The sequence below is a fragment of the Hyphomicrobium sp. DMF-1 genome, assembly GCF_027886585.1.
GTDB lineage: Bacteria > Pseudomonadota > Alphaproteobacteria > Rhizobiales > Hyphomicrobiaceae > Hyphomicrobium_C > Hyphomicrobium_C zavarzinii.
On the sequence record NZ_CP115706.1, the window covers coordinates 458,094 to 482,094 of the forward strand.

Annotated in this window: 15 protein-coding genes; 5 read left to right on the plus strand and 10 right to left on the minus strand. The window is 66.4% G+C overall.

From position 1 onward, the window contains the following. Positions 1 to 83: 83 nt before the first annotated feature. From dapE to dapD, 3 genes are all read right to left on the minus strand, one after another. Complete coding sequence (dapE, locus tag PE058_RS02035; protein WP_271029711.1) at positions 84 to 1,256, minus strand: succinyl-diaminopimelate desuccinylase; 1,173 nt, start codon at positions 1,254 to 1,256, stop codon at positions 84 to 86. Then, on the minus strand, positions 1,253 to 1,990 hold the full coding sequence (locus PE058_RS02040; RefSeq protein WP_020085888.1) for a hypothetical protein: 738 nt from the start codon (positions 1,988 to 1,990) through the stop codon (positions 1,253 to 1,255). The genes dapE and PE058_RS02040 overlap by 4 nt, the downstream gene beginning before the upstream one ends. Positions 1,991 to 2,065: 75 nt before the next feature. Then, a complete protein-coding gene (dapD, locus tag PE058_RS02045; protein ID WP_020085889.1) occupies positions 2,066 to 2,944 on the minus strand; it encodes a 2,3,4,5-tetrahydropyridine-2,6-dicarboxylate N-succinyltransferase in 879 nt (292 codons plus the stop codon). A gap of 187 nt (positions 2,945 to 3,131) precedes the next feature. Between dapD and PE058_RS02050 the strand changes: the two genes are divergently transcribed. Further along, positions 3,132 to 3,623, plus strand: coding sequence for a hypothetical protein (locus tag PE058_RS02050; protein WP_156827356.1), 492 nt, complete (start codon positions 3,132 to 3,134; stop codon positions 3,621 to 3,623). Positions 3,624 to 3,626: 3 nt separating this feature from the next. Here the strand turns inward: PE058_RS02050 and PE058_RS02055 are convergent, their stop codons facing one another. Next, entirely contained in the window at positions 3,627 to 4,271 is a 645-nt protein-coding gene (locus tag PE058_RS02055) for a TlpA family protein disulfide reductase (protein WP_040498190.1), read from the minus strand. Between the two features lie 41 nt (positions 4,272 to 4,312). On the opposite strand from PE058_RS02055, the gene argH reads away from it, so the two are divergent. The 4 genes from argH to PE058_RS02075 all read left to right on the plus strand — a co-directional run bounded on the left by argH (position 4,313) and on the right by PE058_RS02075 (position 10,222). Next, positions 4,313 to 5,722 (plus strand): argininosuccinate lyase, encoded by a 1,410-nt coding sequence (argH, locus tag PE058_RS02060; RefSeq protein ID WP_271029712.1) that lies wholly within the window; start codon positions 4,313 to 4,315, stop codon positions 5,720 to 5,722. Positions 5,723 to 5,785: 63 nt separating this feature from the next. Beyond that, on the plus strand, positions 5,786 to 5,986 hold the full coding sequence (gene lptM, locus PE058_RS02065; RefSeq protein WP_040498192.1) for an LPS translocon maturation chaperone LptM: 201 nt from the start codon (positions 5,786 to 5,788) through the stop codon (positions 5,984 to 5,986). A gap of 92 nt (positions 5,987 to 6,078) precedes the next feature. Beyond that, entirely contained in the window at positions 6,079 to 7,347 is a 1,269-nt protein-coding gene (gene lysA, locus PE058_RS02070; protein ID WP_271029713.1) for a diaminopimelate decarboxylase, read from the plus strand. A gap of 166 nt (positions 7,348 to 7,513) precedes the next feature. Continuing rightward, positions 7,514 to 10,222 (plus strand): TIGR02302 family protein, encoded by a 2,709-nt coding sequence (locus PE058_RS02075; RefSeq protein WP_271029714.1) that lies wholly within the window; start codon positions 7,514 to 7,516, stop codon positions 10,220 to 10,222. 96 nt (positions 10,223 to 10,318) lie between these two features. Here PE058_RS02075 and PE058_RS02080 read toward each other — a convergent pair whose 3' ends face one another. The 6 genes from PE058_RS02080 to PE058_RS02105 all read right to left on the minus strand — a co-directional run bounded on the left by PE058_RS02080 (position 10,319) and on the right by PE058_RS02105 (position 23,655). Continuing rightward, positions 10,319 to 11,281 carry a hypothetical protein gene (locus PE058_RS02080; protein ID WP_271029715.1) on the minus strand — a complete coding sequence of 321 codons (963 nt, stop codon included), beginning with the start codon at positions 11,279 to 11,281 and terminating at the stop codon, positions 10,319 to 10,321. Positions 11,282 to 11,368: 87 nt separating this feature from the next. Beyond that, positions 11,369 to 12,445 carry an extracellular catalytic domain type 2 short-chain-length polyhydroxyalkanoate depolymerase gene (locus PE058_RS02085; protein ID WP_271029716.1) on the minus strand — a complete coding sequence of 359 codons (1,077 nt, stop codon included), beginning with the start codon at positions 12,443 to 12,445 and terminating at the stop codon, positions 11,369 to 11,371. A gap of 136 nt (positions 12,446 to 12,581) precedes the next feature. After that, positions 12,582 to 14,765, minus strand: coding sequence for a penicillin-binding protein 1C (pbpC, locus tag PE058_RS02090; protein WP_020085898.1), 2,184 nt, complete (start codon positions 14,763 to 14,765; stop codon positions 12,582 to 12,584). Positions 14,766 to 14,775: 10 nt separating this feature from the next. Beyond that, positions 14,776 to 20,118: an alpha-2-macroglobulin family protein gene (locus PE058_RS02095; protein WP_271029717.1), complete on the minus strand. Its 5,343-nt coding sequence runs from the start codon at positions 20,116 to 20,118 to the stop codon at positions 14,776 to 14,778. Positions 20,119 to 20,445: 327 nt separating this feature from the next. Next, a complete protein-coding gene (locus tag PE058_RS02100; protein WP_020085900.1) occupies positions 20,446 to 21,030 on the minus strand; it encodes a hypothetical protein in 585 nt (194 codons plus the stop codon). A 135-nt stretch (positions 21,031 to 21,165) separates the two neighbouring features. Next, positions 21,166 to 23,655, minus strand: coding sequence for a hypothetical protein (locus tag PE058_RS02105; protein WP_271029718.1), 2,490 nt, complete (start codon positions 23,653 to 23,655; stop codon positions 21,166 to 21,168). Positions 23,656 to 24,001 lie beyond the last annotated feature (346 nt).

Here is a 24,001-nt window from a genome sequence, read left to right on the forward strand (position 1 = left end):
CGCGCGTGCGGGCTATCCCTGGCCTCCCCCAGAGGCACGCGCAAACCCCTGCACTCCCTCACCTGAGCCGGGGCATTTTTCTTTCATGAGCCCGCGAAATAGCGCGCGAGGAAGCGCTCGTAGATGGCGGTGAGCGTCACGAGGTCGGAGACGGGCACGTGCTCGTCGACGGCGTGGATCGTCTTATTGACGAGGCCGAACTCCACCACGGGGCAGAGGTCCTTGATGAAGCGGGCGTCAGACGTGCCGCCGCCGGTGGTGAGCGCGGGCGTGCGTCCGGTCTCCGCCTTGACCGCCGCTGAGAGCGTGTCGACGAGCACGCCGGGGCTTGTCAGGAACACGTCTCCCGTTCCGGCGAACGCGAGGTCGTAGCGGGCGTCGACTGTCGCCGCCGCTGCCGCGCACTGATCGCGCACCCACGCTTCGATGGTGGGCCGGCGCCAAGTGTCGTTGTAGCGAATGTTGAAGGTGGCGCGGGCCTCGGCCGGGATGACATTGGCGGCGCGGTTCGGCACCGAGATGACGGTTGCCTGAAGGTTCGAGGGCTCGAAGTGGCGCGTGCCGCCGTCGATCTCGGCGGACGAGAGCCGGTCGAGAATGCGAACGAGCTTGGGCAGCGGGTTCTCGGCTTTCTGCGGATAGGCGGCATGACCTTGCTTGCCGTGCACGACGATCTCGACGGTAAGCGATCCGCGACGTCCGACCTTGATCTCGTCGCCGAGCGCTTCGGGGTTCGAGGGCTCTCCGACGATGCAGTCGCTCACCACTTCGCCGCGCTCGCGCAGCCACTCCAGCACCTTCATGGTGCCGTTGATGGAAGGGCCTTCCTCGTCGCCGGTGATGAGGAAGGAGATCGAGCCGCCGATCTTTCCGCCGCTGGCCGCGAGGTGCCGCAACGCGGCGGCGGCGAAGCAGGCGACACCGCCCTTCATGTCCACCGTGCCGCGCCCGTAGAGGATCCCGTCCTTTATCTCGCCCGCGAACGGCGGAACGCTCCAGGCTTCGAGATTGCCCGGCGGGACGACGTCGGTGTGTCCCGCGAAGCAGATGTGAGGCTCGGCGGCTCCGAAACGCGCGTAGAGGTTTTCGACGTCCGGCGTGCCGGGCTCGCTGAAGGTCATGCGGTGGCAAGTGAAGCCCGCAGGGCGCAGCACGCTTTCGAGCAGGGTGAGGGCGCCGCCTTCGGCGGGCGTGACGCTCTCGCAGCGGACGAGCGCCTGCGTCAGCGCGATCGGATCTCTGGGATCGAGGCTCATGTCGGGCTCGGCTTCTGTGTGCGCGCGGGCGGATGAGGAGCGTGGTCGCCGGGCAGCGTTTCTATGATCGTGATCTTCTGCCAGATCTTGTTCGACAGGTCCGAGGTCAGAAGCTCGATGTCGCCCACGGTCTCGACCACGACCGGGTCGCTGAGCTTCTCCGCGTAGAGGGCGGCGCATTTCGCGGTGAGCGACAGCATTTCGGAGCAGTAGTCGAGGTAGCGGATCAGCTCAAACGGCGTCATGGGCCGGTCCGGCGAGCTCGCCGTGCGGAGGTGGCCGAGCATGCTCGGGTCCTTCGTCAACTGGTGCATGTCGATGACGTGGATGATCGACCGCAGCTCGTGCAGCGCCTTAAGCGCGCGGTCGCGTTTCCACCGCGTTTCGAGGGAAGCGAGAAAATAGGCCGCGCCGCCGAGCACGATGACGAGGTTCACGCCCGCATCGACGCCCTGCATCATTTCCGAGAGGTCATCGGAGGTCTTGAGCGCAGAAGCCTCGATGGCGAAGAGTGCGGCGAGGGCGAGCACAATTGCGAGCAGCGCGAGCAGCGAAAGGCGGAGCCCCCAGATCGGCTGCGAGACGGCGACGATCCGTTCCGAGGTCTGCTGGGCCAGGCCCACGACCTCGCTACAGACGCGGCTGAGGCCCGAGCCCGGGAAGCGCTGCTCGATACGCTTCTGGAGCGTGAGGAGCGTATCGATGATCTTGGTGGAATCGAGAGAGCGGTACATCGGCCGGACGGCGTTTCGAAAGGTGTTTCCTACCTAGCACAGGCCGCCGGCCGTGTATCCCGAGCCGTGACCGGCTCAGTCGCGCAGCAGCTCGTTGATGGAGGTCTTCGAGCGGGTTTTCTCATCCACGCGCTTGACGATGACGGCGCAGTAGAGGTTCGGGCCGGGCTCGCCGGAGGGGAGCGGCTTGCCGGGCATCGCGCCGGACACGACCACAGAGTAAGGCGGGACGCGGCCGAAGAACTTCTCGCCCGTCGCGCGGTCGATGATGGTGGTGGAGGCGCCGAGGTAGACGCCCATGGAGAGCACCGAGCCCTCGCCCACGATGACGCCTTCAGCAACCTCGGCACGCGCGCCGATGAAGCAGTTGTCCTCGATGATCACGGGGCCGGCCTGGAGCGGCTCCAGCACGCCGCCGATGCCGGCGCCGCCCGAGATGTGGCAGTTCTTGCCGATCTGGGCACACGAGCCCACGGTCGCCCAGGTGTCCACCATGGTGCCGCTGTCGACGTAGGCACCGAGGTTGACGAAGGAGGGGAGCAGCACGACGCCGGGAGCGATGTAGGCCGAGCGGCGCACGAAGGCGCCGGGCAGGACGCGGAAGCCGCCCTTCTTGAAGTCCTCTTCGGTCCAGCCCTGGAACTTCGGGGCCACCTTGTCCCAGTAGGAGGAGCCTGCGGGGCCGCCGGCGATGAGGCCCATGTCGTTCAGGCGGAAGGACAGGAGAACCGCCTTCTTGAGCCACTGGTTGACGACCCATTCGCCGCCCTTCTTCTCGGCGACGCGGGCCTCGCCCTTGTCGAGCAGCGCGAGCGCGGATTCGACGGCATCGCGCACAGCGCCCTTGGTTGCGGAGTTCACGCTATCGCGCGTCTCCCAGGCCGTCTCGATCGTCTTCTGAAGGTCGCTCATGCTCGTCTCTGCCCCATTCTTAATCGTCTTGGGGGCGTTCATGCGGGCTCTGCCGGGGTCTGTCAATGCTGGAGGAATTTCGGGTTTTTCCCGAGCGGACAGTGTCTCGGCAAACTCGGCGTTAACGCCATTGCTCTATTTTTAGGGAACGGCTGTGCTCGCAGGCTCAGGACACGCGGCGCGCCGGGCACCTGTGTCGGATTTTGTAATGCGTAGGCGGGAGGTTCGCGTGCTTGGAACCCAAGAGCTCGGTGCGAGAGGCCCGGGCGGCGTTGTGACGGCAGGTCCGTGGATCGCACGGGACAGCTACATTGCCGAGACGGCGGTCATCATCGACAGACTGACGGCGAAGATCGAGCGGCTCGAGCGGCGCGAAGAAGCGCTGAACGCCAAGGTGGCGGAGCTGGTGGAGCATACCCAGCAGGCTGGCCGGTTCCAGGCGCTCGCAGAAAGCCTCAGGAATTCAAGAGATTATAAGCTGGATGAGACGATCCGGCTGGCCAAGGAGCTGCGCGGGAGGATCGAGGCCATCGAAGGTCCGCGCGCCGACTACCACGGTCTCACCTACAAGACGCTGGCGGCCATCGACCGCAAGCTCTCCGAGTTGTCGGCTCCGAAGTCCCGCAAGATTTCCTTCGCTGGGTGGCCTCGCTTCACCGGGGTGATGGCGACTGTTTGCGTCATCGGGGCTCTGGCATCGATGACGCTGCGTCTCGTCTAAGGCCTAGCGCAAGGCGGATTCGACCAGTCGTTTGGCGTCGGCCGAATCCCATTCGGCCGGGCCCGGGAGGCGGCCGATCTCGCGCCCTTCCGGATCGATCAGGATGGTCGTCGGCATGCCGATCGCTTTTAGTGCCGATCCGCTACGCGTCGTCGTATCTATATAGAGTTTCAGAGACTTAACCCCTGTCTCGTCGAGAAATTTCTTGACGGACTGCACGCCGGTGCGGTCCACGGCGAGGGCAACCACCTCGAAGGTGCCGGAGCCCAAGGCGGTCTGAAGGCGGTCGAGGGAGGGCATTTCCTCGCGGCACGGCGCACACCACGTCGCCCAGAGGTTCAGGAGAACCGTCTTTCCACGGAAGTCCTTGAGGGTCTTGGGGTTGCCGTCGCCGTCCGTGAAGCTCACGTCCGCCAGCGGCTCGAGTGTCTTCTTGAAGACGAAGGCGGGCATCCCGGCAGCGCGCTTCTGCACATCGGTCGCGGCCTTTTCTCCCGATTGCTCCTCGTAATCGCCCAAGCCGATGTTGTCAGGCCGGCCAAGCGTGCCGTATACCGCCGCAAAGCCGACAAGAGCCGCAACTGCGGCCATGGCCACCACTGCTGCGTAGCTTTTTTGAGGTGCGCGGGAGGTGGTGCCGTTGTTCATGATTGCTTCCATCGAAGTGGGTCTCACGGAGGGCCCGTTCCGTGACAGATAAAAACGCCAACAAGATGTGGGGCGGCCGCTTCGCTGCCTCGCCTGCCGAGATCATGGAGGAGATAAATGCCTCCATCTCCTTCGACAAGGTTTTGGCGCCGCAGGATATCCGCGGCTCGAAGGCGCACGCGGCGATGCTAGGCGAAACCGGCATCATCACCAAGAGCGATGCGCGCGAGATCCTGCGCGGGCTCGATCAGGTGGCGGCTGAGATCGAAGGTGGCACGTTCAAGTTCTCGCGCTCGCTCGAGGACGTTCATATGAACGTGGAGAGCCGGCTGAAGGAACTGATTGGTGCGCCCGCCGGGCGGTTGCACACGGCGCGCTCGCGCAACGACCAGGTGGCGACCGACTTCCGTCTGTTCGTCCGGGATTCTGCCGACGCAATCATACGGGCCATCGCCGATCTCCAGATCGTGCTGGTGAAGAAGGCGGAAGCGCACGCGGCAACCGTGATGCCGGGGTTCACGCATCTCCAGCCCGCGCAGCCGGTGACGTTCGGCCATCATCTGCTCGCCTATGTCGAAATGCTCGGGCGCGACCGCAGCCGGTTCGTGGATGCGCGGCGGCGGCTCAACGAGTGCCCGCTCGGGTCGGCGGCGCTCGCCGGCACGTCGTTCCCGATCGATCGGGCCAAGACAGCCGAGGAGCTGGGCTTCGACCGGCCGATGGCGAACTCGCTCGATGGCGTGTCGGACCGGGATTTCGCGCTCGAAGTTCTCGCGGCGTCCTCGATCGCGGCGGTTCATCTCTCGCGGCTCGCCGAGGAGATCGTGATCTGGATGACCCCGCAGTTCGGGTTCATCAAGCTGTCGGACCGCTTCACGACCGGGTCCTCCATCATGCCGCAGAAGCGCAATCCGGACGCGGCGGAGCTGGTACGCGCCAAGGTGGGACGCATCTCGGGGGCGTTCTACAGCCTACTGACGGTGATGAAGGGACTTCCGCTGGCGTATTCCAAGGACATGCAGGAGGACAAGGAGGCGACGTTCGACGCCATCGCCTCGCTGCGTCTCGCCCTTCTGGCCATGACCGGCATGGTGGGAGACCTGGAGCCTGTCGAGGAGACCATGCGCGCGGCGGCCGGGCGCGGCTACTCCACGGCCACCGATCTCGCCGACTGGCTGGTGCGGGAGCTCAAGATGCCGTTCCGCGATGCCCATCACGTCACGGGGGCCATCGTGAAGGCTGCCGAGGACAAGGGGCTCGAGCTCGAAAACGTGCCGCTGGCCGTGATGCAGGCCATCGAGCCGCGGATATCGAACGGCGTTTACTCTGTTCTTTCCGTGGAGAATTCCGTAAAGTCCCGCAAGAGCTATGGGGGAACTTCGCCACAGAACGTCGCGAAAATGGCGCGAGCCTGGGCGCGGCGCTTGGAAAAGGACGGCGGGGGGCGCTAAACTCCGCCCCAGTTCCGTTTTAGGGTTTCCAGAATTCCGGCGGGCTTCGAGGGCTTGATCGAGATGACGAGTTGGTTTCGCGCACTTCTGACCGTGTCCGCACTGGCGCTCGCGCTCGGTGGGTGCGGTGTGCGCGGATCCCTGGAAACGCCGGCGGAAGCCAAAGCCGACGCTACCGCCGAGGCCCAATCGGGCCAGGGCAAGCCCGAAGGCGCGGCTCCCAAGCCCCACAAGGGCTTCATCCTCGACGGCCTCCTGCGCTAAGCCGCTTCCCGGTCTTTCCGTTTCCGCTTTTCCGGGAGCCCCGGCTCCCGCTATAGGTGCGGTCGCAAATCGATCGGACCGCTTCCACTCCCATGCATCATTTCAGCTACAAAGGCGGCGTGCTTCACGCCGAGGACGTCAGCCTCGCCCGGCTCGCATCGGAGGTCGGGACGCCGTTCTACTGCTATTCGACCGCGACACTGGAACGGCACTATCGCGTTCTGGATCAAGCCTTTGCAGGCCAGGACGCGGTGATCTGCTTCGCCGTGAAGGCGAACTCCAACCAGGCGGTGCTCGCTACGATGGCGCGTCTGGGCGCGGGGATGGATGTCGTCTCGGAGGGCGAGCTGAGGCGCGCGCGGGCTGCGGGCGTTCCGGCCGACAAGATCATCTTCGCGGGCGTCGGCAAGACCCGGGATGAAATGGCCTACGCGCTTCGCGAGGGCATTTTCAGCTTCAACGTGGAGAGCGAGCCCGAACTCGAGGCGCTGTCGGAGGTGGCGGCGGGCCTCGGTGTCAAGGCGCGGGTGGCGGTCCGGGTCAATCCGGACGTGGACGCGAAAACCCATGCCAAGATCTCGACCGGCAAGTCCGAGAACAAGTTCGGCATCCCCTATCTCAAGGCTGTGGCGCTCTATGCCGAAGCGCGGCGGCTGCCTGCGCTCGCCGTGCAGGGAATTCATATGCACATCGGCAGCCAGATCACCGATCTCGCGCCGTTCCGCGATGCCTTCAGGCTGATGCGCGACCTCACGCTGGAGCTCAGGCGCGAGGGGCACGACATTCATCATCTCGATATCGGCGGCGGCCTGGGCGTTCCCTACCGCGGCTCGAACGAGGTGCCGCCGCATCCGGACGAGTATGCGGCGCTGGTCAAGGCTTCGCTCGGCGATCTCGGTGCGAAGATCTACCTCGAGCCCGGCCGCATGATCGTCGGCAATGCAGGGGTTCTCGTTGCGCGCGTGACCTACGTGAAAGAGGGAGCGAACAAGCGCTTCACCATCGTGGACGGCGCGATGAACGACCTGATCCGCCCCACTCTGTACGAGGCCTTTCACGAGGTGTGGCCGGTTGCGGAGGCGCGTGCGTCCGAGCCGTCCGTGCTGCAGGACATCGTGGGGCCGGTGTGCGAGACGGGCGACTATCTGGCGATCGACCGCACTCTGCCGCCGTTCGAGCCCAACGATCTCCTGGCGGTGATGACCGCGGGCGCCTACGGGGCGGTGATGTCGTCGACCTACAATACGCGCCTCCTCGTGCCGGAGGTGCTCGTTAACGGCGAGACCTATGCCGTGGTGCGGCCCCGTCCGTCCTACGATGAGCTGATCGGCCTCGACCGGCTGCCGCCCTGGCTGGCATAAGGCCGGATCTTGGCTGCGGGTATGGCACGCGGGGCAGCTTGTCCGTTGTCGCGGCTCGGTGCTCACGGCGTTCATTGGCCCCCTGCAATCCAAGGACGGGGCCTCGAACGTTAGCGCTTTTTAATGAAGGCGCCCTGGGGGCCGTGCTAGGTTTCGGGCCATGGAGATGGACCAGAGTTCCCCAACATCCGATCGCGTGTTCGAGCGTAAGATCTGGCGTGCCCGCGTCGTGGGCGCGTTCGAGCAGCTCTGGCTCAAGCTTTGGCTCGTGCTCGCCGTCGTCGCGGTCTTTCTGCTGGTGTCCTACGCGGGCCTCTGGGCCTATCTGCCGCCTGTCGTTCACGCGGGCCTGCTCGGCGCGTTCGGCGTGGCACTGCTCGTGGCGCTGGCATCGCTCGCGCGGGTGACGTGGCCGACGCGCGACGACGCGATAAGGCGGATCGAGCGCGCGTCCGGCGTGCCGCACAGGCCGGCGACCTCCTATGAAGATACACTCAGCGCGCCGTCGTCCGACCCGGCGACGCTTGCCATCTGGCAGGCGCATCGCGCGCGCATGGCGGCGATGCTTGCCAAGCTCAAGCCCGGCAAGCCCCATCCGAGAACAGACCGGTTCGATCCCTTCGCCGTCCGCGCCGCTTTGGTGCTCGGCGTCGCCGGGCTAACCGGGCTCATGGGACCGACTGCGTTCGAGCGGGTGCGGGCGGCGTTCACGTTCGGCGCCGCGTCCGCGCATACGGAAGCGCGCCTCGATGCATGGCTCACGCCGCCGTCATACACCGGCCGTGCTCCCGTCATGCTGGCGGACGGAGCCGGGGGCGCGAAGGCGCAGCCGGCGGCTGCCGAGGGAGATGCGCGGCCTGCGGTGCACGAGGTTCCCATAAAGAGCCTTCTGATCGTTCGTGCCGGTGGCATGGGTGATGCTCCGCTGTCCATTGAAGTCGTGCCGACGGTGGCCGAGGGCGAGAAGCCCTTGGTCGAGCGCGTGGAAGCGAAGTCGGAGCAGGATACGGGCGATCTCAAGGAGGTGCGCTTCGAGATGAAGCGTTCCGCCACCGTTCGCGCGCTTGCCGGACGCAGCGAGCTAGCATCGTGGCAGATCTCGGTCACGCCCGATGCTTTGCCAAAGATCTCGCTGTCGCGTCCGCCGGAGTTGACGCCGCGCGGCTCGCTCAAGCTCACCTACAAGGTGGAAGACGACTACGGCGTGGCGTCGGCCGGCGTGCAGCTCAAGAAGCTCGCCGATCCGCCGCGCGATCCGAAGCGGGCCTGGGCGCAGCCGGAAGCGCCGCGCGGGCCGCGTCCACCGCTCATGCGTCCGCCGAAGCTCGAACTGCGTCTGCCGAAAGCGAACGCGACGTCAGCGGAAGCGCACACCTATTTCGAGATGGCGTCTCACCCCTGGGCGGGACGCAAGGTGATCATGACGCTCGAAGCCAAGGACGTGGCGGGGCAGGTGGGCAAGAGCCCGGGCTTCGAGATGATCCTTCCGGAGCGCCACTTCACCAAGCCGCTCGCGCGCGCCATCGTCGAGCAGCGCAAGAAGCTGCTGGAGGATAGCCGCTATCGTCCGGTGGTGCTGACCGCGCTCGATGCGCTGACGCTCGAGCCCGATGGCTTCATCGACGACACCAAGGTCTATCTCGGTCTCAGGACGGTATTCCACCGCCTCAAGAACGATCGCTCGCGCGCCGGCCTTTCGAGCGTGATCGATCAGCTCTGGCAGATCGCGCTCCGTATCGAGGACGGCAACCTGTCGGATGCGGAGCGAGCGCTCAAGGACGCGCAGGACAAGCTGGCCAAGGCTCTGGAGAACGGCGCATCGGAGGAAGAGATCAAGCAGCTCATGCAGGAGCTGCGGCAGGCGCTCAACGATTTCATGAACCAGCTTGCGCAGCAGAACGAGGGCGGGCAGCAGCAGGAAGGGCAGAACCAGGATCAGCAGACGCTCGCCCAGCAGGATCTCGAGCGGATGATGCGCAATCTCGAGGAGATGGCAAAGAGCGGCTCGCGCGAGCAGGCGCAGCAGCTTCTCTCGGAGATGCAGGATCTCATGGAACGTCTGCAATCGGGCCGGCAGGACCAGGCCCAGGCGCAGAAGAACCAAGAGATGATGAAAATGATGGAAGAGCTGGGCGACATGGTCGGCGACCAGCAGAAGCTGATGGATGACACCTTCGGCGAGCGCCGCGAGGAAGACGGCAATCAGGAGGGCGGACGCAACGGCCAGCAGCAACCGCCTCCCGGCATGAAGGGCATGGGCCAGGAGGGCCGCGAAGGCGGAGCCGGGGCGCCGCCGGGCATGGCGGGTGAGCCGCAGCGCGGCCGCGGTCAGCGCGGTGGCGAGCAGCCGGGCGGACAAGCGCAGCAGGGTCAGGGCAACCAGCTCGGGCAGGGCAATCCGCGCCAGGGCGGCCTCTCCGATCTGACGCAGCGGCAGCGCGAGCTGAGGGATCGCCTCGGTCAGTTGCAGCGGGATATGCGTGGGAAGGGCGCCGGGTCGAGCCAGCAGCTCAAGGACGCAGAGCGTGCGATGGAAAGCGCGGAGGATGCTCTCCAGCGCGGCGATCTCGACGAGGCGACCGAGCAGCAGTCACGCGCGCTCGATCAGATGCGCCAGGGTGCGCAGTCGATGGCGCAGGAGATGATGCGCAACATGCCTCAGCGCTATGGCCAGTCCGGCGATACGCCGCGTGATCCGCTGGGCCGTCCGCAACGATCGCAGGGGCCGGATCTCGGCACCTCGGTGAAGGTGCCGGATCAGATCGACATCCAGCGGGCGCGTGAGATTCTCGAGGAGCTGCGCCGCCGTCTCGGCGATGCCACGCGCGCGCCCGTGGAGCTGGATTACCTGGAGCGCCTGCTTCGCCGCTTCTGACGCGGTGCGCCTCTCAAGCTCGTCTCATGATTTTCGGATGGCGTGCGGTGCGGATGCTTTCGCGCCGCCTCGCTCGCGTGCGGATAAGATCAGGCTCTAAGGTGCGGCAACGGCGGGGGCGGAGCGGATGCCGAGGCCGCCGACCACCTGATGGCTCACGAGATTGGTGGTGAGGCGGCCGCCCGGCGGCTCTTCGCCCGAGAGCCAATCGCTGAACTGGCGCCAGAGATCGTAGAACAGCAGGCTGCCGTCGCGCTCGGACAGCGGCATCAGATACGGCGCAAGGGTGAACTTGTATTCGAAGAAGTACGAGACACGTGCGGTGCGCAGCTCAATGCCGACGAGCGCCTGCCCGACGGCGCCTGCCATCTGGTACTCGTAAGTGCGCTTCTCCGAGTTCGCCATCTGCACTTCCGAGTGAGGCAGCGAGACGCCCGCGCCGAGGCCGACGTAAGGATAAATGCGGGGCGTGAAGCTCGGCAGCCGGAAGAGGCCGTTCAGCGTCAGCATGTTGTGCCCGTGGCTCGCTTCAAGTTTGCGGAAAACGCTACGGATGACGGCCTTCTCGGGAGCGGGCGCGCCGTCGATGGTGCCGGTGAAGGCTGCCTCCTGGTCGAAGCGCGAGATGGTCTTCGAGTGGGTGAAATCGAGCATCGTTCCGATGCGGCCGGTGCCGAGCCAGCGCACGATGCGGGCGCCGTAGTAGATCGGATTGACGAACGGCTTGCCTTCCCACTCGACCTCTTTGGCCGTGAAGTCGTGGACGCCGGTCTTCTTGATCGAGACGTCGCTCGGGTAGGTGTAGGGGACGCCCGAGTAGCCGGCGAACATGAACTCGCCGCCCGCGGGCGCGTAGGCTGAAGGCGCGCCGGCTGGGGCGGCGGCGCGATCCGAGGAGGTGCCATCGGTGCTCTGCTCCATCACGATCGGAGCGGCAACGACGGCGAGCGCGGCGATGGCGAACAGGCTCGACAAGGCCTCGATGCGTCGGGTGCCCATTTGCGGGGCGGGGCGGCGCGGCTGCTCCAACGTCCAGGTGGCGCCCGTCAAGATCCGCATTCTGTTCCCTCTGCCGGCTTGGAATCTGGCTGCCGGACCAAGTAGCGGATTGCGGCAGTCCGCTCAATACCTCAGGGTTTTTCAGCTTCAAGATCGCGGCTGGCTGAGGCGGCCCAGCATCTTGAACACAATGTCGATCTGGGGGGCTTCCCGCGTCAGATAGTCGTGTCCGGTGTAACCCCACCAATCCCAGCAGCCTTGCGGGTTGATGGGCGAGGATGAGGCTTGGGGAAACAGCACGATGAACGCGTTGTTGTCGGCCCAGTTGGCGTAGCCCGACTCGCGGATGAAGGTCTCGCCGGTGTTGGTTCGGTTCTGAGCGCAGCCGTGGAAGGCGATGTGAACGCGGCAGGTGGTGGTCTCGGCGCAGGATTTGGGAATGTAGGCGACGCCGCGCTTCTCCATGCCGTGGTTAGGCTCATCGGCGAAGAACGGGCGCTGGTCGAACTCGATGAAGGTGCCGCCCGGCGTTTCGACGCGGGGCGCGAGATTGCCGTAGATGTGCTTCAGCACCTCGCCGGCCTGGTCGTAGTCGCAATCGACGACGTAGGGCTTGGCGGTGTCCTCGCACGCAAGCCCCTGGTCCGACGTGACGAAGGCGTGCCCGGCCGGCTTGTCCGACACATAGACGAGGTTGGCCTCTTTCAGGCCGAGGCGCTTGTAGAACTCGTAGGCCGAGGCGACGATGGCAGGGACGACGGTGCGATCGTTGGAGCCCGAGAACAGGTAGACCCGGTCCTCCATCAAGCTCGCCAGCGGATCGATACGGCCGGTGTCTGCGAGCTTTTTGGTTTTCTCCACGAGGAGGTCGACATCCGGGATGCCCCAGACGGCGAGCGCATTCAACATGCAGCCGTTGATGGCTTTGGAGAGATTGAGGAAGGCCGCGCCGGGGCCGGGCATGAGATCGGAGAACGCGCTCTCGGCGCAGCCGTAGGGGCCGCCCGCGATGATGGCCGCGCCCGAGACGATCTTGGAATGAGCGATCTGAAACTGGCCGGCCATGTAGGCGCCGGAGGAAATGCCGGACACGGACGTCTCGGAGATGTTGGCCGCGAGGGCTGGCAACTCGACGATCGCATCTTCGGCGTGGCCGGAAGCCGAGGCGAGGAACAGGGCGAGGACGCCGAGAAGCGCGCGTGTCGTGGCATAGCGTCGTTGCACTGGTCTCATCCTGTCGTGTCAGGCGATCGGTGTCGCGCGCTCGGCGCTCGGCCCCACAGTAGCGCGTGAAACGCCGTTCCGCCAATGCGCCGGGCTAGGCAAAAATCCCGCCAGCCGCAGAGCTTACACGTGATCCTCAGCGGAGGCGCACGGTGACGCGGTCCACGTAGCCCTTGGCGTCGATCACGGTCAGCTTGGCGAAGCCGCGCCCGTCCGGCTGCCATTCGACCTCGCGGCGGAAGGGGTCCGACTGTACGGGCGTGCCGTCGACGAGCCACGTGAGGGGAAGGGCGCCGCCTTCGGCCTTGAGGATCAGCGGCTCGGCTTCGCGTTCCTCGACGTCGAGCTCGGACCGGTCCGGCGGGAAGGAGATGAGCACCGGTGGCTCCAGGAACGGGCCGGTGGCAATCTGGCTGTCGCCGGGCTCGCGGAAGCGCTTGAGCGGGGGCGGCAGGCTTGCGCCGGTGGCTTTGATCACGCCAGCGGGGGCAGACCGGAACGGCGCCGGCCGTTCGGCGATACGCGCGAAGGTATCGAAGAGAATGGGTGCGGCGGCCATGCGGCCCATCAGGCCCGGCGTCGAGGCGCCATCCGGACGGCCGACCCACACGCCGACGACGTGGCGGCCGTCGTAGCCGATGGCCCAGGCGTCGCGATAGCCGTAGGACGTGCCGGTCTTGTAGGCGATGGCGCCGCCTTTGACGTTCGGCGGGGGCGGGGCGTCCTTCAGGATGTCGGTTACGTACCAGGAGGACACGGGAGACAGCAGGCGACGGCGCGGGTTCGCGGCCGGCTTTGCCTTGCCTTCTCCGTCGCGGGTCCAGGACAGGCTGATCGGCTCTCCGCCGTGCGCAAGTCCGCCGTAAAGCGCGACGAGGTCCCGCAGCGTCATGCCGAGCCCGCCGAGGGCGATGGCGAGCGAAGGCTGTGTATCGCGCGGCAGCGCGGGCTCGATGCCTGCGCGGCGGAAGCGGCCGATGAGGCGGCCGGGGCCGACGGCGGCGAGCACCTTGACGGCCGGCACGTTGAGCGAGTTGCCGAGCGCCTCGCGGACGGTGACGGTGCCGTGGAAATCCTCGTCGAAGTTCTCGGGCGTGTAGGTGCCGAAGCGCGTGCGGCGATCCTCGATCAGCGTTTCGGGATGTGCGAGGCCCGCCTCGAAGGCGAGACCATAGATGAAGGGCTTGAGGGTCGAGCCGGGCGAGCGGATGGCCGCCGTCATGTCGATGGCGCCCTGGCGATCGTTGTCGAGGTAGCCGGCCGATCCTACGTGGGCCAGCACCTCGCCCGTGTTGTGATCGATGACGATGACGGCGCTCGACAGTTTGGGCCCGAGGAGTTTCGTTTCCTCGGCGGCGAGCTTCTCGACGGCCGATTGCAGCTCGCGGTCGAGCGTCAGGCGATGGATGGTCTTGGCCGGTTTCGCCGCGACCTCGGCTTCCGAGAGGTGCGGGGCGAGTTTCAGGAACTCGAGGCGCTGTTTCGGAACGCGCTCATCTTTCGCACGCTCGGCCTCGGCTTTCGGCAGCACGCCTTCCTCGACGGCGCGATCCAGCACGCGGTCACGGGCACGGCGGGCGCGCTCGCTGTAGCGGTCCGGGCGGCGGGTCTCGGGCGATTGGGGAAGGGCGACGAGAAGGGCGGCTTCACCCGCGGAGAGGTGGCGCGGCTCTTTGCCGAAGTAAGCGAGAGAGGCTGCGCGCACGCCTTCGATGTTGCCGCCGAAGGGTGCGAGACGCAGGTAAAGCCGCAGAATGTCGTCCTTCGAGAGGCGCTCCTCGAGCTGAAGCGCGCGGGCGACCTGGCGCAGCTTGCCGGCGCCGGTGCGCTCGTGCTTGCCGTCGAGCAGGCGCGCAACCTGCATGGTGAGCGTGGAGCCGCCGGAGACGATCTGGCCGTGACGCAGCAGCAGATAGCCCGCGCGCAGGAAGGCCAGCATGTCCACGCCGCCGTGGCTGTAATAGCGCTTGTCCTCGAAAGCCATGAGGATCGCGAGATAGCGCGGATCGACCTCGCTCACGTCGACGGGCAGGCGCCAGCGCCCGTCCTTGGTGGTGAAGGCGCGCAGCAGCTTGTTGTCACGATCGAGCACCGTCACCGACATTTCGTTGGCGGCTTCGAGCGGGAGCGGACCGATCTGGTGCTTGACGATCTCCAAGGTCGCCATCGCGGCGGCGGCCACGAAGGCCACCGCCGCGACAGAAAGGACGGCGAGCCGCAGAGAGCGGGGGAGAGGCCTTGTCCATCGCGATGTGCGACCGGGGGGAGAGGACAAGGCCGCTTCCGCGGCGCGCCGTTTCTTGAGGAACGGGAAGCTCATGTTCCCGGCCCTAGCTCTTGGGTTTCACGATGAGGGTGCCGGCACCGGAGCGGGCGTAGCGCTCCGGACGATACATGTCCTCAATGGTGGCAGCGGGGTGGACGAACGTGCCCGGTGTCACGGCGCGAACGATGTAGGCGACGGTGGCCGAGGCCGCGGGCTCCTTGGCCGCGCTCGGGGTCGCCGGAGCCTCCGCCGTGCCGTTGCCGGTGTCGTCCGAGCCGTTGCTGTCGCTGTTGCTCTCCTCCTCGTTGTCGTTGCTCGACGAGGAGCTGGACGTTCCCCAAAGGTTGAAGGCCGCGACGAAGCGGTCGTCACGGAACTCCGTGTGGTCAGGCCGCAGCGTCGTTTTCAGCCAGTCGAGCGTCTTGATGTCGCCGCTGTCGACGAGGCGCGGGTTCTCGATCTCGAGGCCGGCTGGCAGCCGGTCCACGAGCAGCACGCGGCCAGCGGCCTCGTCGCTCGTGATCTTGAGCACCGCAACGAGACGCTCGTTCTGCGCAAGCTCGCTCTTGCCGCCGGTAGCGCTCTCTAGATCGACCTTCTTGCCGTCGAGCGTGTAGTAGGCGCGCTCGATCTCGAAGCCCTTGGAGATGGCGGGCTCCGTCGTCAGGCTGGCGCCGATCACGGTGACCACCGCGTCTGTAGACGCATCGCCGTCGTTGGTGACGGTGATGCCCTTCTCCAGCTCTTCCGGCGTGACGGCGCGGATGATCGATCCGTTCACCGGCGCGCCGTCCACGAGGAGCTTGGCGGACTTGGTCTGCTCGCCGAGGGCATGGGCGGCCAGCAACATCCACGCCTGTTCCTGTGTGGAAGTGTAGTTGCGGGCGACATACGCCTTGGCGATGACGTTCACGAGACGCGGCGTCTCCGATTTCACAATGCCGGTCTCGGAGGCGAGCGTGACGAGAGCGGCGCCGTCGCGGATGTCCGAACCGTAGTCCGAGCGGGCGACGTTCTGCTTGTCATCCGAGGAGAACGTGGTGAGGGCCGCCTTGAAGGCCGTTTCCGCGCGCTCCTTGTCGCCCACCATGGCGAGGGCAGCGCCGAGCTGCGCCTTGCCGAGCGGCGTCGTGAACTTGTCGAGCTTGGTATCGACGTAGTAGCGGAGTTCACCCACCGGTGCGCGGCCGTTGCGGGCCAGCACGTAGAGGGCGTAGGCACGCTCCTCGCCGCCTTCCGAGAAATCCTCACCGTTCAAGGCGAAGTTCTGGAGACGGTCGAGCGCCTGGTTGAAGGGAAGCTGGCGCACGTCGTAGCCGGACTCGCGGGCACGGGTGAGGAAGTCCGTCACGTAACTGGTGAGCCAGAGGTCACCGCTGCCGGGACCCCAGCTTCCGAACGCGCCGGAGCTGTCCTGCATCTCGAACACGCGGGCAACCGCACCCTGCACGCGCTCCTTCAGGGCCTTGTCGGTGCCGATGCCGACGCGGGCGGCGACGGCGTTGGCGTAGAGCAAGGGAAGAGCACGCGAGACAGTTTGCTCGGCGCAGCCATAGGGGTAGCGGTCGAGCGCGGTCAGCAGGCCGGGGACGTCCATGTTGGCGGTGGGGCCGACCGAGAGGTTCACCTTGGTGCGATTTCTGATGAGGCCAGCGAGCAGGTCCTTAGAGAGTGTGAGCTTGCCGCCGTTGGGTGCGAGTGCGCTCACCGTGGTGCGCTTGATGTCGCCTGCGGGCGGCTTCACGTCGAGCGTCAGGCGGCGCGAGAGAGCGATGCCGCCGGGACCCGAGACGCGGACGTCGTAGGTACGCAGACCCACGTCGGAGGGCTTGAAGGTGACCTGCTGCGACTTGCGCTCGCCGTTCTTGAGGGCGACGGCCTGTTCGGCCAGCGCGGTTTCACCCTCGGTCTGGTCGACGAGCTTGGCGGTGTAGGTGCCGTCCGGTCCGTCGACGTTGTGAAGCGAAAGATCGACGCGGGCTTCGTCGCCGAGGGTGAGGAAGCGTGGGGCCGAAGCCGTGAGCGCCACCTCGTCACGCACGATCACGTCGCTGGTGCCGTGGCCGAGCTTGGTCTTCGACCAGGCCACGGCCATGACACGCACGGTGCCGTTGAAGCTCGGGAGCGGGAAGCTCACGTTCGCGGTTCCGTCGGCGCCGACGGTCACGATGCCGGAGTAGTAGGAGACGGTTTCCTCGACAGGCGGGCTGCCTTGCAGGCCCGTGCCTTCCATGCCGTCACCACCGGAGCGGAGCTTGCCGCGCTCGGCGCGCATGCCGTCGATGAGGCGGCCGTAGAAGTCGCGCAGCTCGAGGGCGAGCTTGCGCTGGGCGTAGAAGTGCAGCTCCGGTGCCGGAACCTGGTAGCGGGTGAGGTTGAGGATGCCGACATCGACGGCGGCGACCGTGATGCGCGCTTCCTCTCCGGCGTCGAGGCCTTCCACCTTGACCGGAATGGTGAGCTCGGAAGCACCCTTCACCTTGGCTTCCGTGGGGATCGCAACCTTGAGTGTGCGCTTCGACTGATCGACGCCGATCCAGCGGACGCCGATGGCGCGGCTCGGCATGCGCTTGGCCGCCTCGTCCATGGGCCGGTAGAGCAGAGCCGTTGCGTAAGCGCCGGGACCCCAGTCCTCGCCGACCGGAATTTCCACGTCGCTGCCGCCTTTGGCGATCTCGACCTCCTTGGTGGAGAGCAGGCCGCGGCCGAGCACGGTCACGAGGGCTTTGCCGCCCTGCTTCGAGGCGATGCGAAGCTTCGCGGTCTCGCCGGGCTGATAGGTTTCCTTGTCGAGGGCGACGTCGAGCATCTCGGGGCTGTCGGCCGTATCGCCGGCATTGTACCAGCCCGCGTTGAAGACGACGCTCGAGAGCGTGCCGGAGGTCGCCGACGAGCTGACCTCGAGACGGTAGCGGCCGTAGTCGACATCCGCGGAGATGGACGCGGGCGTCGTTGCCGTGGCGTCGGCCTTGCCGCTCGCGATCTTGCGCGTGATGGTCTGGCTCTCGTAGGCCCAGTAGCCGTCGCGGCGATACCACTGCCAGGAGCTGTCGAGGCGGACGAGCTGCCAGTCGAGGCTGGCTGCCGTGGGCTTGCCGTCGCCGTCGAGAAGCACGACCTCGAAGTTCGCCTTCTCGCCTTCGCCGAGCGCGGAGGTGGAGAACAGCGGCTTGATGCCGATGCGCGGGTCGCCGAGGCTTACCGGCAGCGTGATCGAGCGCTCGATGGAGCGGCCGCCGCTCTCGCGCAAGCGCACGATGACGTTGGCTTCGAGCGGGCGGGCGGTCTTGGTGACGGCCGGGAGCTTCACGGAGAGAGCGGCTTTGCCGTCGGCGTCAGTCTCGACGACTTCCTCGAGTGGCTGACGAACGGGGCTCACGGTCTCGTCCGCCTCGCCGAAGCGATAGCCGGCATACCCGTCGAGATCCTTGCTGGAAGCCTTGACGACGATATCGCCTTCAATGTCGAGGCCCGCGGCCGGAGGGCCGTAGAGATAGCGGCCGGAGACGTCGATGGTCTTGGTCTCGTCGGGGGCGAGCTTGCCCTCACCCTCCTTCAGCGTGAGATCGAGACGTTCGGGGACATAGTCCTCCACCAGGAAGGAGACCTGCGTGATGGCGTCTGCTTTCGGGTCGGCGTGGAGACGTGCGCGCCAGGTGCCGGTCATTGCGCCGCCGCCGAGCGCGAGGCGAAGCGAGCGTGCGCCAAGCTCCTGCTCAGAGAGCGGATAGCGGCCGTACTCGACGCCATCCGGACGGACGACGATGAGGGTGACGGGGAGGGATGCGGCCGCGCCGGTCGAGTCGCGGACGAGGGCGGTGACGTTCACCTCCTCGCCGGGGCGATAGACGCCGCGCTCGGTGTAGAGATAGCCGTCGAGCGGGCCGGGTGCGTCGCGGCCCTTCACGCCGCGGTCCGAAAGATCGAAGGCGTTAGTCGTCAAGTCTAGGAAGGCGTACTCGCCGTTGCCGTTCTCGGCCACCAGGATGGCGGGCGCATTGCCGCCTTCGCCCTTGGACTGGCCGGGCTCGAAGCGCACGTAGCCGTTCTTGTCGGTGGTCGCGGTGGCGAGCACCTCGTTGTTGCGGGCGACGAGGCGCACGCTGGCGTTCGCGATGGCGTCGGCGCTCGCGAGCGAGCGGACGAACGCGTGCACGCCGTCATCGCCGGAGAACGCGGTGAGGCCGAGATCCGAGACGATGAACCACTGGGTCGCCTGCTCGCGCCAGGTGTCCTGGGTCACGTCGGCGGGGCGGGCGATCATGGCGTAGGCGCCGGGCTTCAGCTCGCCGATGGCTTCGCTCACGGGGAAGGCCGCGGTCACCTCGGAGTTGAGCTTGGTCGGCACTTCCAGCTCGCCCTTGTAGACGAGGCTGCCGGTGTTGTTCTTCAGGCCGTCGAGCTCGTAGCCCTGGAGCTGGCGATCGAGATTGCCGTTCGCGAGGGCGTTGGCGAGATTGCGGTCACCGATGCGATAGACCTCGACCTCGACCTTGCCGGTGTTGATGGCGACGAGCGGGATGCCCTGCTGGCCGCGGCTCGGCAGCACGTAGCTCTTGCCGGTGAAGTGAACGGTGGGCTTGCGGTCGGGAACGTAGACGGCGAGCGTCACCTGCTTCGGAAGCGGCTCGTTCACGTCGGAGGGAAGGCCGGAGCGGATCTGGATCTCGTATCGCTGGCCGTGCTCGACGCCGTCGATGCAGAGCTGGCTGCCTTCGGCGGTCACCGACTGGGGGTCACGGCCGTTGACGGAGACGAACTTCGCGAAGTCCACCTGTCCGCGCGACAGGTTCTCGGAGAACTGGATGCAGACGCGGGGCGTGGCGGCATCGCTGTCGGTCGAATAGTCGGTCATGCGGAAGCCGTGCTCGGCGCGCAGCTTTTCATAGGCTTCGCGCACGTTGGCCACTTCGGCGATGGAGAGGCTGGACTTCAGGGCTTCGATGGCCGGGCGCCAGTAGGAGCGGCGCTGCATGGCCTCGCCCAGCACGGCGAGGGCGCGGGCTTTCATGGCCGGGTCGGAGGCAAGCTTGTAGGCGCGGTAGGCGGCGCCCGATGCGTTGACGGGAAGATCGTAGGTTTCCGAGCCCTTGTTGGGATCGGGCTTGATGGCGAGCAGCGCCTTGGCGAGGCCGATCCAGTTCTCGGGGCTCTTGGCGTCCGAAGCAACCGCGATGGCGTAGGTGCGGGAGGCTGCGCGCGGGTCCTGGGCGAGGACGCGCTCGGCGGCGAGCCTCAGGTCGCCGGGCTTGCGGCCGTCTCCTTTCCACGTGTCCTTGATGTAGGTCTCGTAGCGGTCCGCATCCTTGGCCACGCCTTTGTGCGCGAAAGGCCTCTCCTCGGCTCCGGCGGCCGCGAAGCCGGCCAGAATGAAAACACACGCAAGAATGCTTTGAAGAAAGCGCATAGCCCTTCACCCTTGGATCACTTATCTGCCGCGCTCCCTATCGGGGATCGGGAGGCTGGTCGCTGTTCTCCAGGGAACAGCGCAGGAGCGCGTCAGACGCACTTGGCCGGCGGCCAAATTTCGTGTGCGGACACTATCATCGTGTTGCCCGCACGCGTGAGCCCATCAGACCTGAATGATCAAACGTTGGCAGCAAGATAGAATTTACCGGCAAGTTCCGCTCGATGCGGATCTTTCACCCGGGGGGCGCAAACGGGAAAAGGCCGGCTGCCTGGGGGGGGGATGGCAACCGGCCTTTGGGGGGCGTCAGGAGACGGCAGTGTGGGGTTAGTGGCGCAGCAGGGCCGCCGGCATAGGAGCTTCGGCCCCGGCAAGAAGCGAGGGGTCGAACAGAGCCGGCTGGCGGGGGCCAGCCCAGCGGCGCTCGGCGGTGAGGCTGCCGGAGGGGCCGGCGGCACGCCAGATCTGGGCAAAGGAGCGGACCGCGCGGCCGGCGGTGGCCGGGCAGGTGTCCGAGTAAAGCTCGTAGGAATCCCGCTTCAGCGGATCGCGGCGCATGCAGTCGCCAATCCAGACGGTGGTGGAATCGAGCACGAGCTGCTCATGGGCATCGAGGAGGCGAACGTCGGTCACGAACCGGCACTCGGCGCCTTCGAGCGTCACGCCGGATGCGCGGCGGGCAAGCAGCGCTTCGACGGCGATGCCGGCGGCGGCGAGTTCGGGAGCGAGTTGCGAGAGGGCGGCGGCGGCAGGGCTTTCTGCGGAGAGCGCGAGAAGCCGGTATTTGATTTCTCCCGCCGGAGCGCCGGATGCGCGCTGCGCTTCGAGATGGCGGGTGATGAATGCTTTCAGCCGGGCTTCCTTTTCCTCCTTGGTGACGACGTTCATGCGAGCTTTTGGACCGAAGCGCATTCGTTTTTGTCCTTATTTGGGAAGCGGAGCGACGTCCGTAATTTCCCGTCGTGTAGTTGTGGGGCCATTTAGGCGCCAAGACGGTTAAGCAAGTGTTGAGCGGTGACCCGTGCGCGGCTCGACTTTCGTCCGCGATCACGTGTTGGCGATCGCGGGACGCAAGCGGCCCGCGATGGCGACGACATCGTCGGCTGAGGGATCGCTTTCGTCGATCACGTCAAGCGCTTCAAATGATTCCGAAAGCTCGTCCGTTCGATTTGCTGCGACCTCCGGCGCGATGCCCGTTGACTGATGCGCGTTCACCTCAGTCGCGGAAATTTGTCGGGGTGCGGGAATTTTTTCGTTGTCCTGCTCGATGCCCTCAAGGGCCTGACCGAGGCGGCCGATCAAACCGCCGGGACCGTCGGCTGCATCGAGGGGCAGGGTGAGAGTTGCGGTCTCGCGCTTCAGGACGACATCCACGCGCGGACGGGGTGCCTCCGGCGCTGCCGCTCTCCGTGCCTCGACGATGTCGGGCTGATGGCTCGGGACCGTGTTCGAGTTCGCGGGTTCCGCGAGGGGCTCGTCGTCGAAGGCTTCCGGCTCGGCGCTCAGCTCGGCCTTGGCGCTTCGCGCGTAGGGGCCGAAATCGTCCGACGTCGAAACTCTCGGTGTGGCGGGCTTTGCTTTGGGAGGCGCGGGGCGCGCGGGCGTCCACGCGGCGGTCCAGCTCTCGGCCCGAGTAGGAGCGGCGGGCTCGACAGCCGGGGGAACGGCGGTTTCAGCCGGCTGCGGGGCGAAGGCCGGCTCGGCATCGGCGCGGTGCGGCATGGCAGGGCCGAACCCGGAGCCGAACTCCGGTCTCTGCTCCTTCCCGAAATTTTGCGCGAACCGCGGCTCCATGGGGCGCAGGAGGTCGCGCTCGATGCGGCGGCGCTGGGCTTCGGCCTCGACGCGGCGGGCGGCACCCATCACGGCGCCGAGGATGATCTCGGACCAGGCGCCATCGCGGAAGCGATAGACGCGGAAAGCCTCCGATCCCGCGAACTTGGATCCCTGCTTCGCGAGCTTCTTGCGCACGACACCTGCGAACGGCGTCCAGGTGCGGCGGAAGATCTTGTCCTTCTCGAAGCTGGTGAAGAGGTTGGCCAGAAGCTGGGCCTCGGTGCGCAGCTCCTCGCGCTCTGCCGCGCCGACGTGGAGCGGCGCGTCGAGGGGGACTGCGACGTAGTAGGCGCCGTGCAGGTCGAAGACGACGTGGCGGAACAGCTCGAAGCTTTCGCGGATCTCGGGATCGCGGTGGATGTCGTTGAAGCGCGAGAGAATTTCGATGACCGGGCCGCGTTCGGCTTCGCGCATCTTCGGCATGAGGCCGTGCAGGCGGTGGGCTGGCCGGCCGATGGAAACCAGGAACAGGCAGATGTCGACGAAGATGGCCACCGCGAGCGGGACGTAATCTCGTTTCGAGAGACCGCCTTCCTCGGTGACGATGGCAGCCGAGGGGCCGGCCTCGACCGATTGCATCGCCTTCTTCTGCAGCTCGCGCAGCTCGTCCGCCGACGGCGGGAGCTTGAAGGAGAGGAGGCCGTAGAAGGTTGTGGTGAGGCGGCGGAAGGCCTCGATGGTGGCTTCCGAGCCTTCGACGGCGGCGATGGCGGGCTTTTCCAGAACCGGCAGCTCGTTGATGGCGCGTGCAGCGCCGCGCAGAGCCTGGGCGAGCTCCGTATCGGGGCAGACGAAGCCTCCGTTCTTGGGGTCTCCGAAGGTGGATTTGTCGGCGCGCTCGGCGAGGTCCTGGCGCATCTGCTTCAACTGCGGGTCCGTGCGCAGCGCATTGAAGCCCGAGACCGTCATGTCGAGCTTGCGACTCAAGGACTTCATGAACTCGTTGCGGGTGCCGGACTTGGGATCGATGATCGCGGGATCGTTGGCTGCGATCCTGGCGAGGTCGCCGTCGAGAGCGGCCATGTCCGTCTTCACGGCGGCAACGCGGCCGGCGACGAACTCGGATGCGAAGGAGAAGCGGGCGGCGTCCTCGTCCCGCATGCGGCGGCGGGGGCCATCGCCCGGCTTGCTGTTGGGGCAGGAGGTGCCCTTGGCGCGCTCGGTCTCGGCCTTCGCGCGCGAGACGGTGGCGAGCTGGACAAGGGTGGCGTTCAACTGCTCGAGGCGCGTCGAGGCGGCATTGAGGGAGCTCTGCACGGCGGTGACAGCCGATTCCGCCGAGCGCGAGCTTTCGGCGCGGCTTTCGAGCACCTTCCAGTAGAAGCCGAACCCGAAGCCGACCGAGATGATGGAGAGGAACAGGTAGCCCGCGATGTAGGCGAGGCGCGTCATGGTGCCCACGGGGGCGAACATCTGGTCCAAGAGCCAGACGATCATGGTCATCAGCATGGCCACGGAGAAGCCGATGATCACCTTATGAATGAGCGGCAGGTCGCCCATGTTGGCCTCGATCAGCTCCAACATGCCGACGTAGGTCGCCACCCACGACAGGGTGCCGAGGCCGATGATCAGGACAAGCTTCTTGAGGTCGCGCGGAGCAACGGGGTCGGCGTCGCCGCCTGTCGCGTCGGGGAGAAGTCCGAGCTTGAAGGAGCGCGCAAAATATCCGCGCGAACGCCCCGAATCCGGCGCGTACACCATGGGTGTCGACCTGTCTTAGAGGCTTGCAGGAAAACTCTGACGGTCCCTCTGCGAGCGCAATACGCGATAAAGCCGATCAACCCCCGGCATCTCGTGATCCGGGATCTGAATAAAACGGGTTTTTGTCGCGAGTGGGGCTGCCGCGTGTCGGAAGTTGGCAGTGAGCGGCAGTAGGCAGTAGGCAGTAGGCAGTAGGGAGGGAGCTGCCAGATCACGATGTGGCTGGATCCCGGCCTACGCCGGGATGACGTTGCATTTGGAAGTCACTCCCTCACTCCATCCGCATCCCGGCGACACGGCAAAGCGGTGCCGCGCACGGACGACGGCTGGATGTGGGTATGTCCGA

Excerpts from the sequence above, each read along its gene's own strand:
- dapE (WP_271029711.1), bottom strand. The coding sequence starts at position 1,256 with ATGAGCCTCGATCCCAGAGATCCGATCGCGCTGACGCAGGCGCTCGTC.
- PE058_RS02040 (WP_020085888.1), bottom strand. The coding sequence starts at position 1,990 with ATGTACCGCTCTCTCGATTCCACCAAGATCATCGATACGCTCCTCACG.
- dapD (WP_020085889.1), bottom strand. The coding sequence starts at position 2,944 with ATGAACGCCCCCAAGACGATTAAGAATGGGGCAGAGACGAGCATGAGC.
- PE058_RS02055 (WP_040498190.1), bottom strand. The coding sequence starts at position 4,271 with ATGAACAACGGCACCACCTCCCGCGCACCTCAAAAAAGCTACGCAGCA.
- lptM (WP_040498192.1), top strand. The coding sequence starts at position 5,786 with ATGACGAGTTGGTTTCGCGCACTTCTGACCGTGTCCGCACTGGCGCTC.
- lysA (WP_271029713.1), top strand. The coding sequence starts at position 6,079 with ATGCATCATTTCAGCTACAAAGGCGGCGTGCTTCACGCCGAGGACGTC.
- PE058_RS02075 (WP_271029714.1), top strand. The coding sequence starts at position 7,514 with ATGGACCAGAGTTCCCCAACATCCGATCGCGTGTTCGAGCGTAAGATC.
- PE058_RS02080 (WP_271029715.1), bottom strand. The coding sequence starts at position 11,281 with ATGCGGATCTTGACGGGCGCCACCTGGACGTTGGAGCAGCCGCGCCGC.
- pbpC (WP_020085898.1), bottom strand. The coding sequence starts at position 14,765 with ATGAGCTTCCCGTTCCTCAAGAAACGGCGCGCCGCGGAAGCGGCCTTG.
- PE058_RS02095 (WP_271029717.1), bottom strand. The coding sequence starts at position 20,118 with ATGCGCTTTCTTCAAAGCATTCTTGCGTGTGTTTTCATTCTGGCCGGC.
- PE058_RS02100 (WP_020085900.1), bottom strand. The coding sequence starts at position 21,030 with ATGCGCTTCGGTCCAAAAGCTCGCATGAACGTCGTCACCAAGGAGGAA.
- PE058_RS02105 (WP_271029718.1), bottom strand. The coding sequence starts at position 23,655 with ATGGTGTACGCGCCGGATTCGGGGCGTTCGCGCGGATATTTTGCGCGC.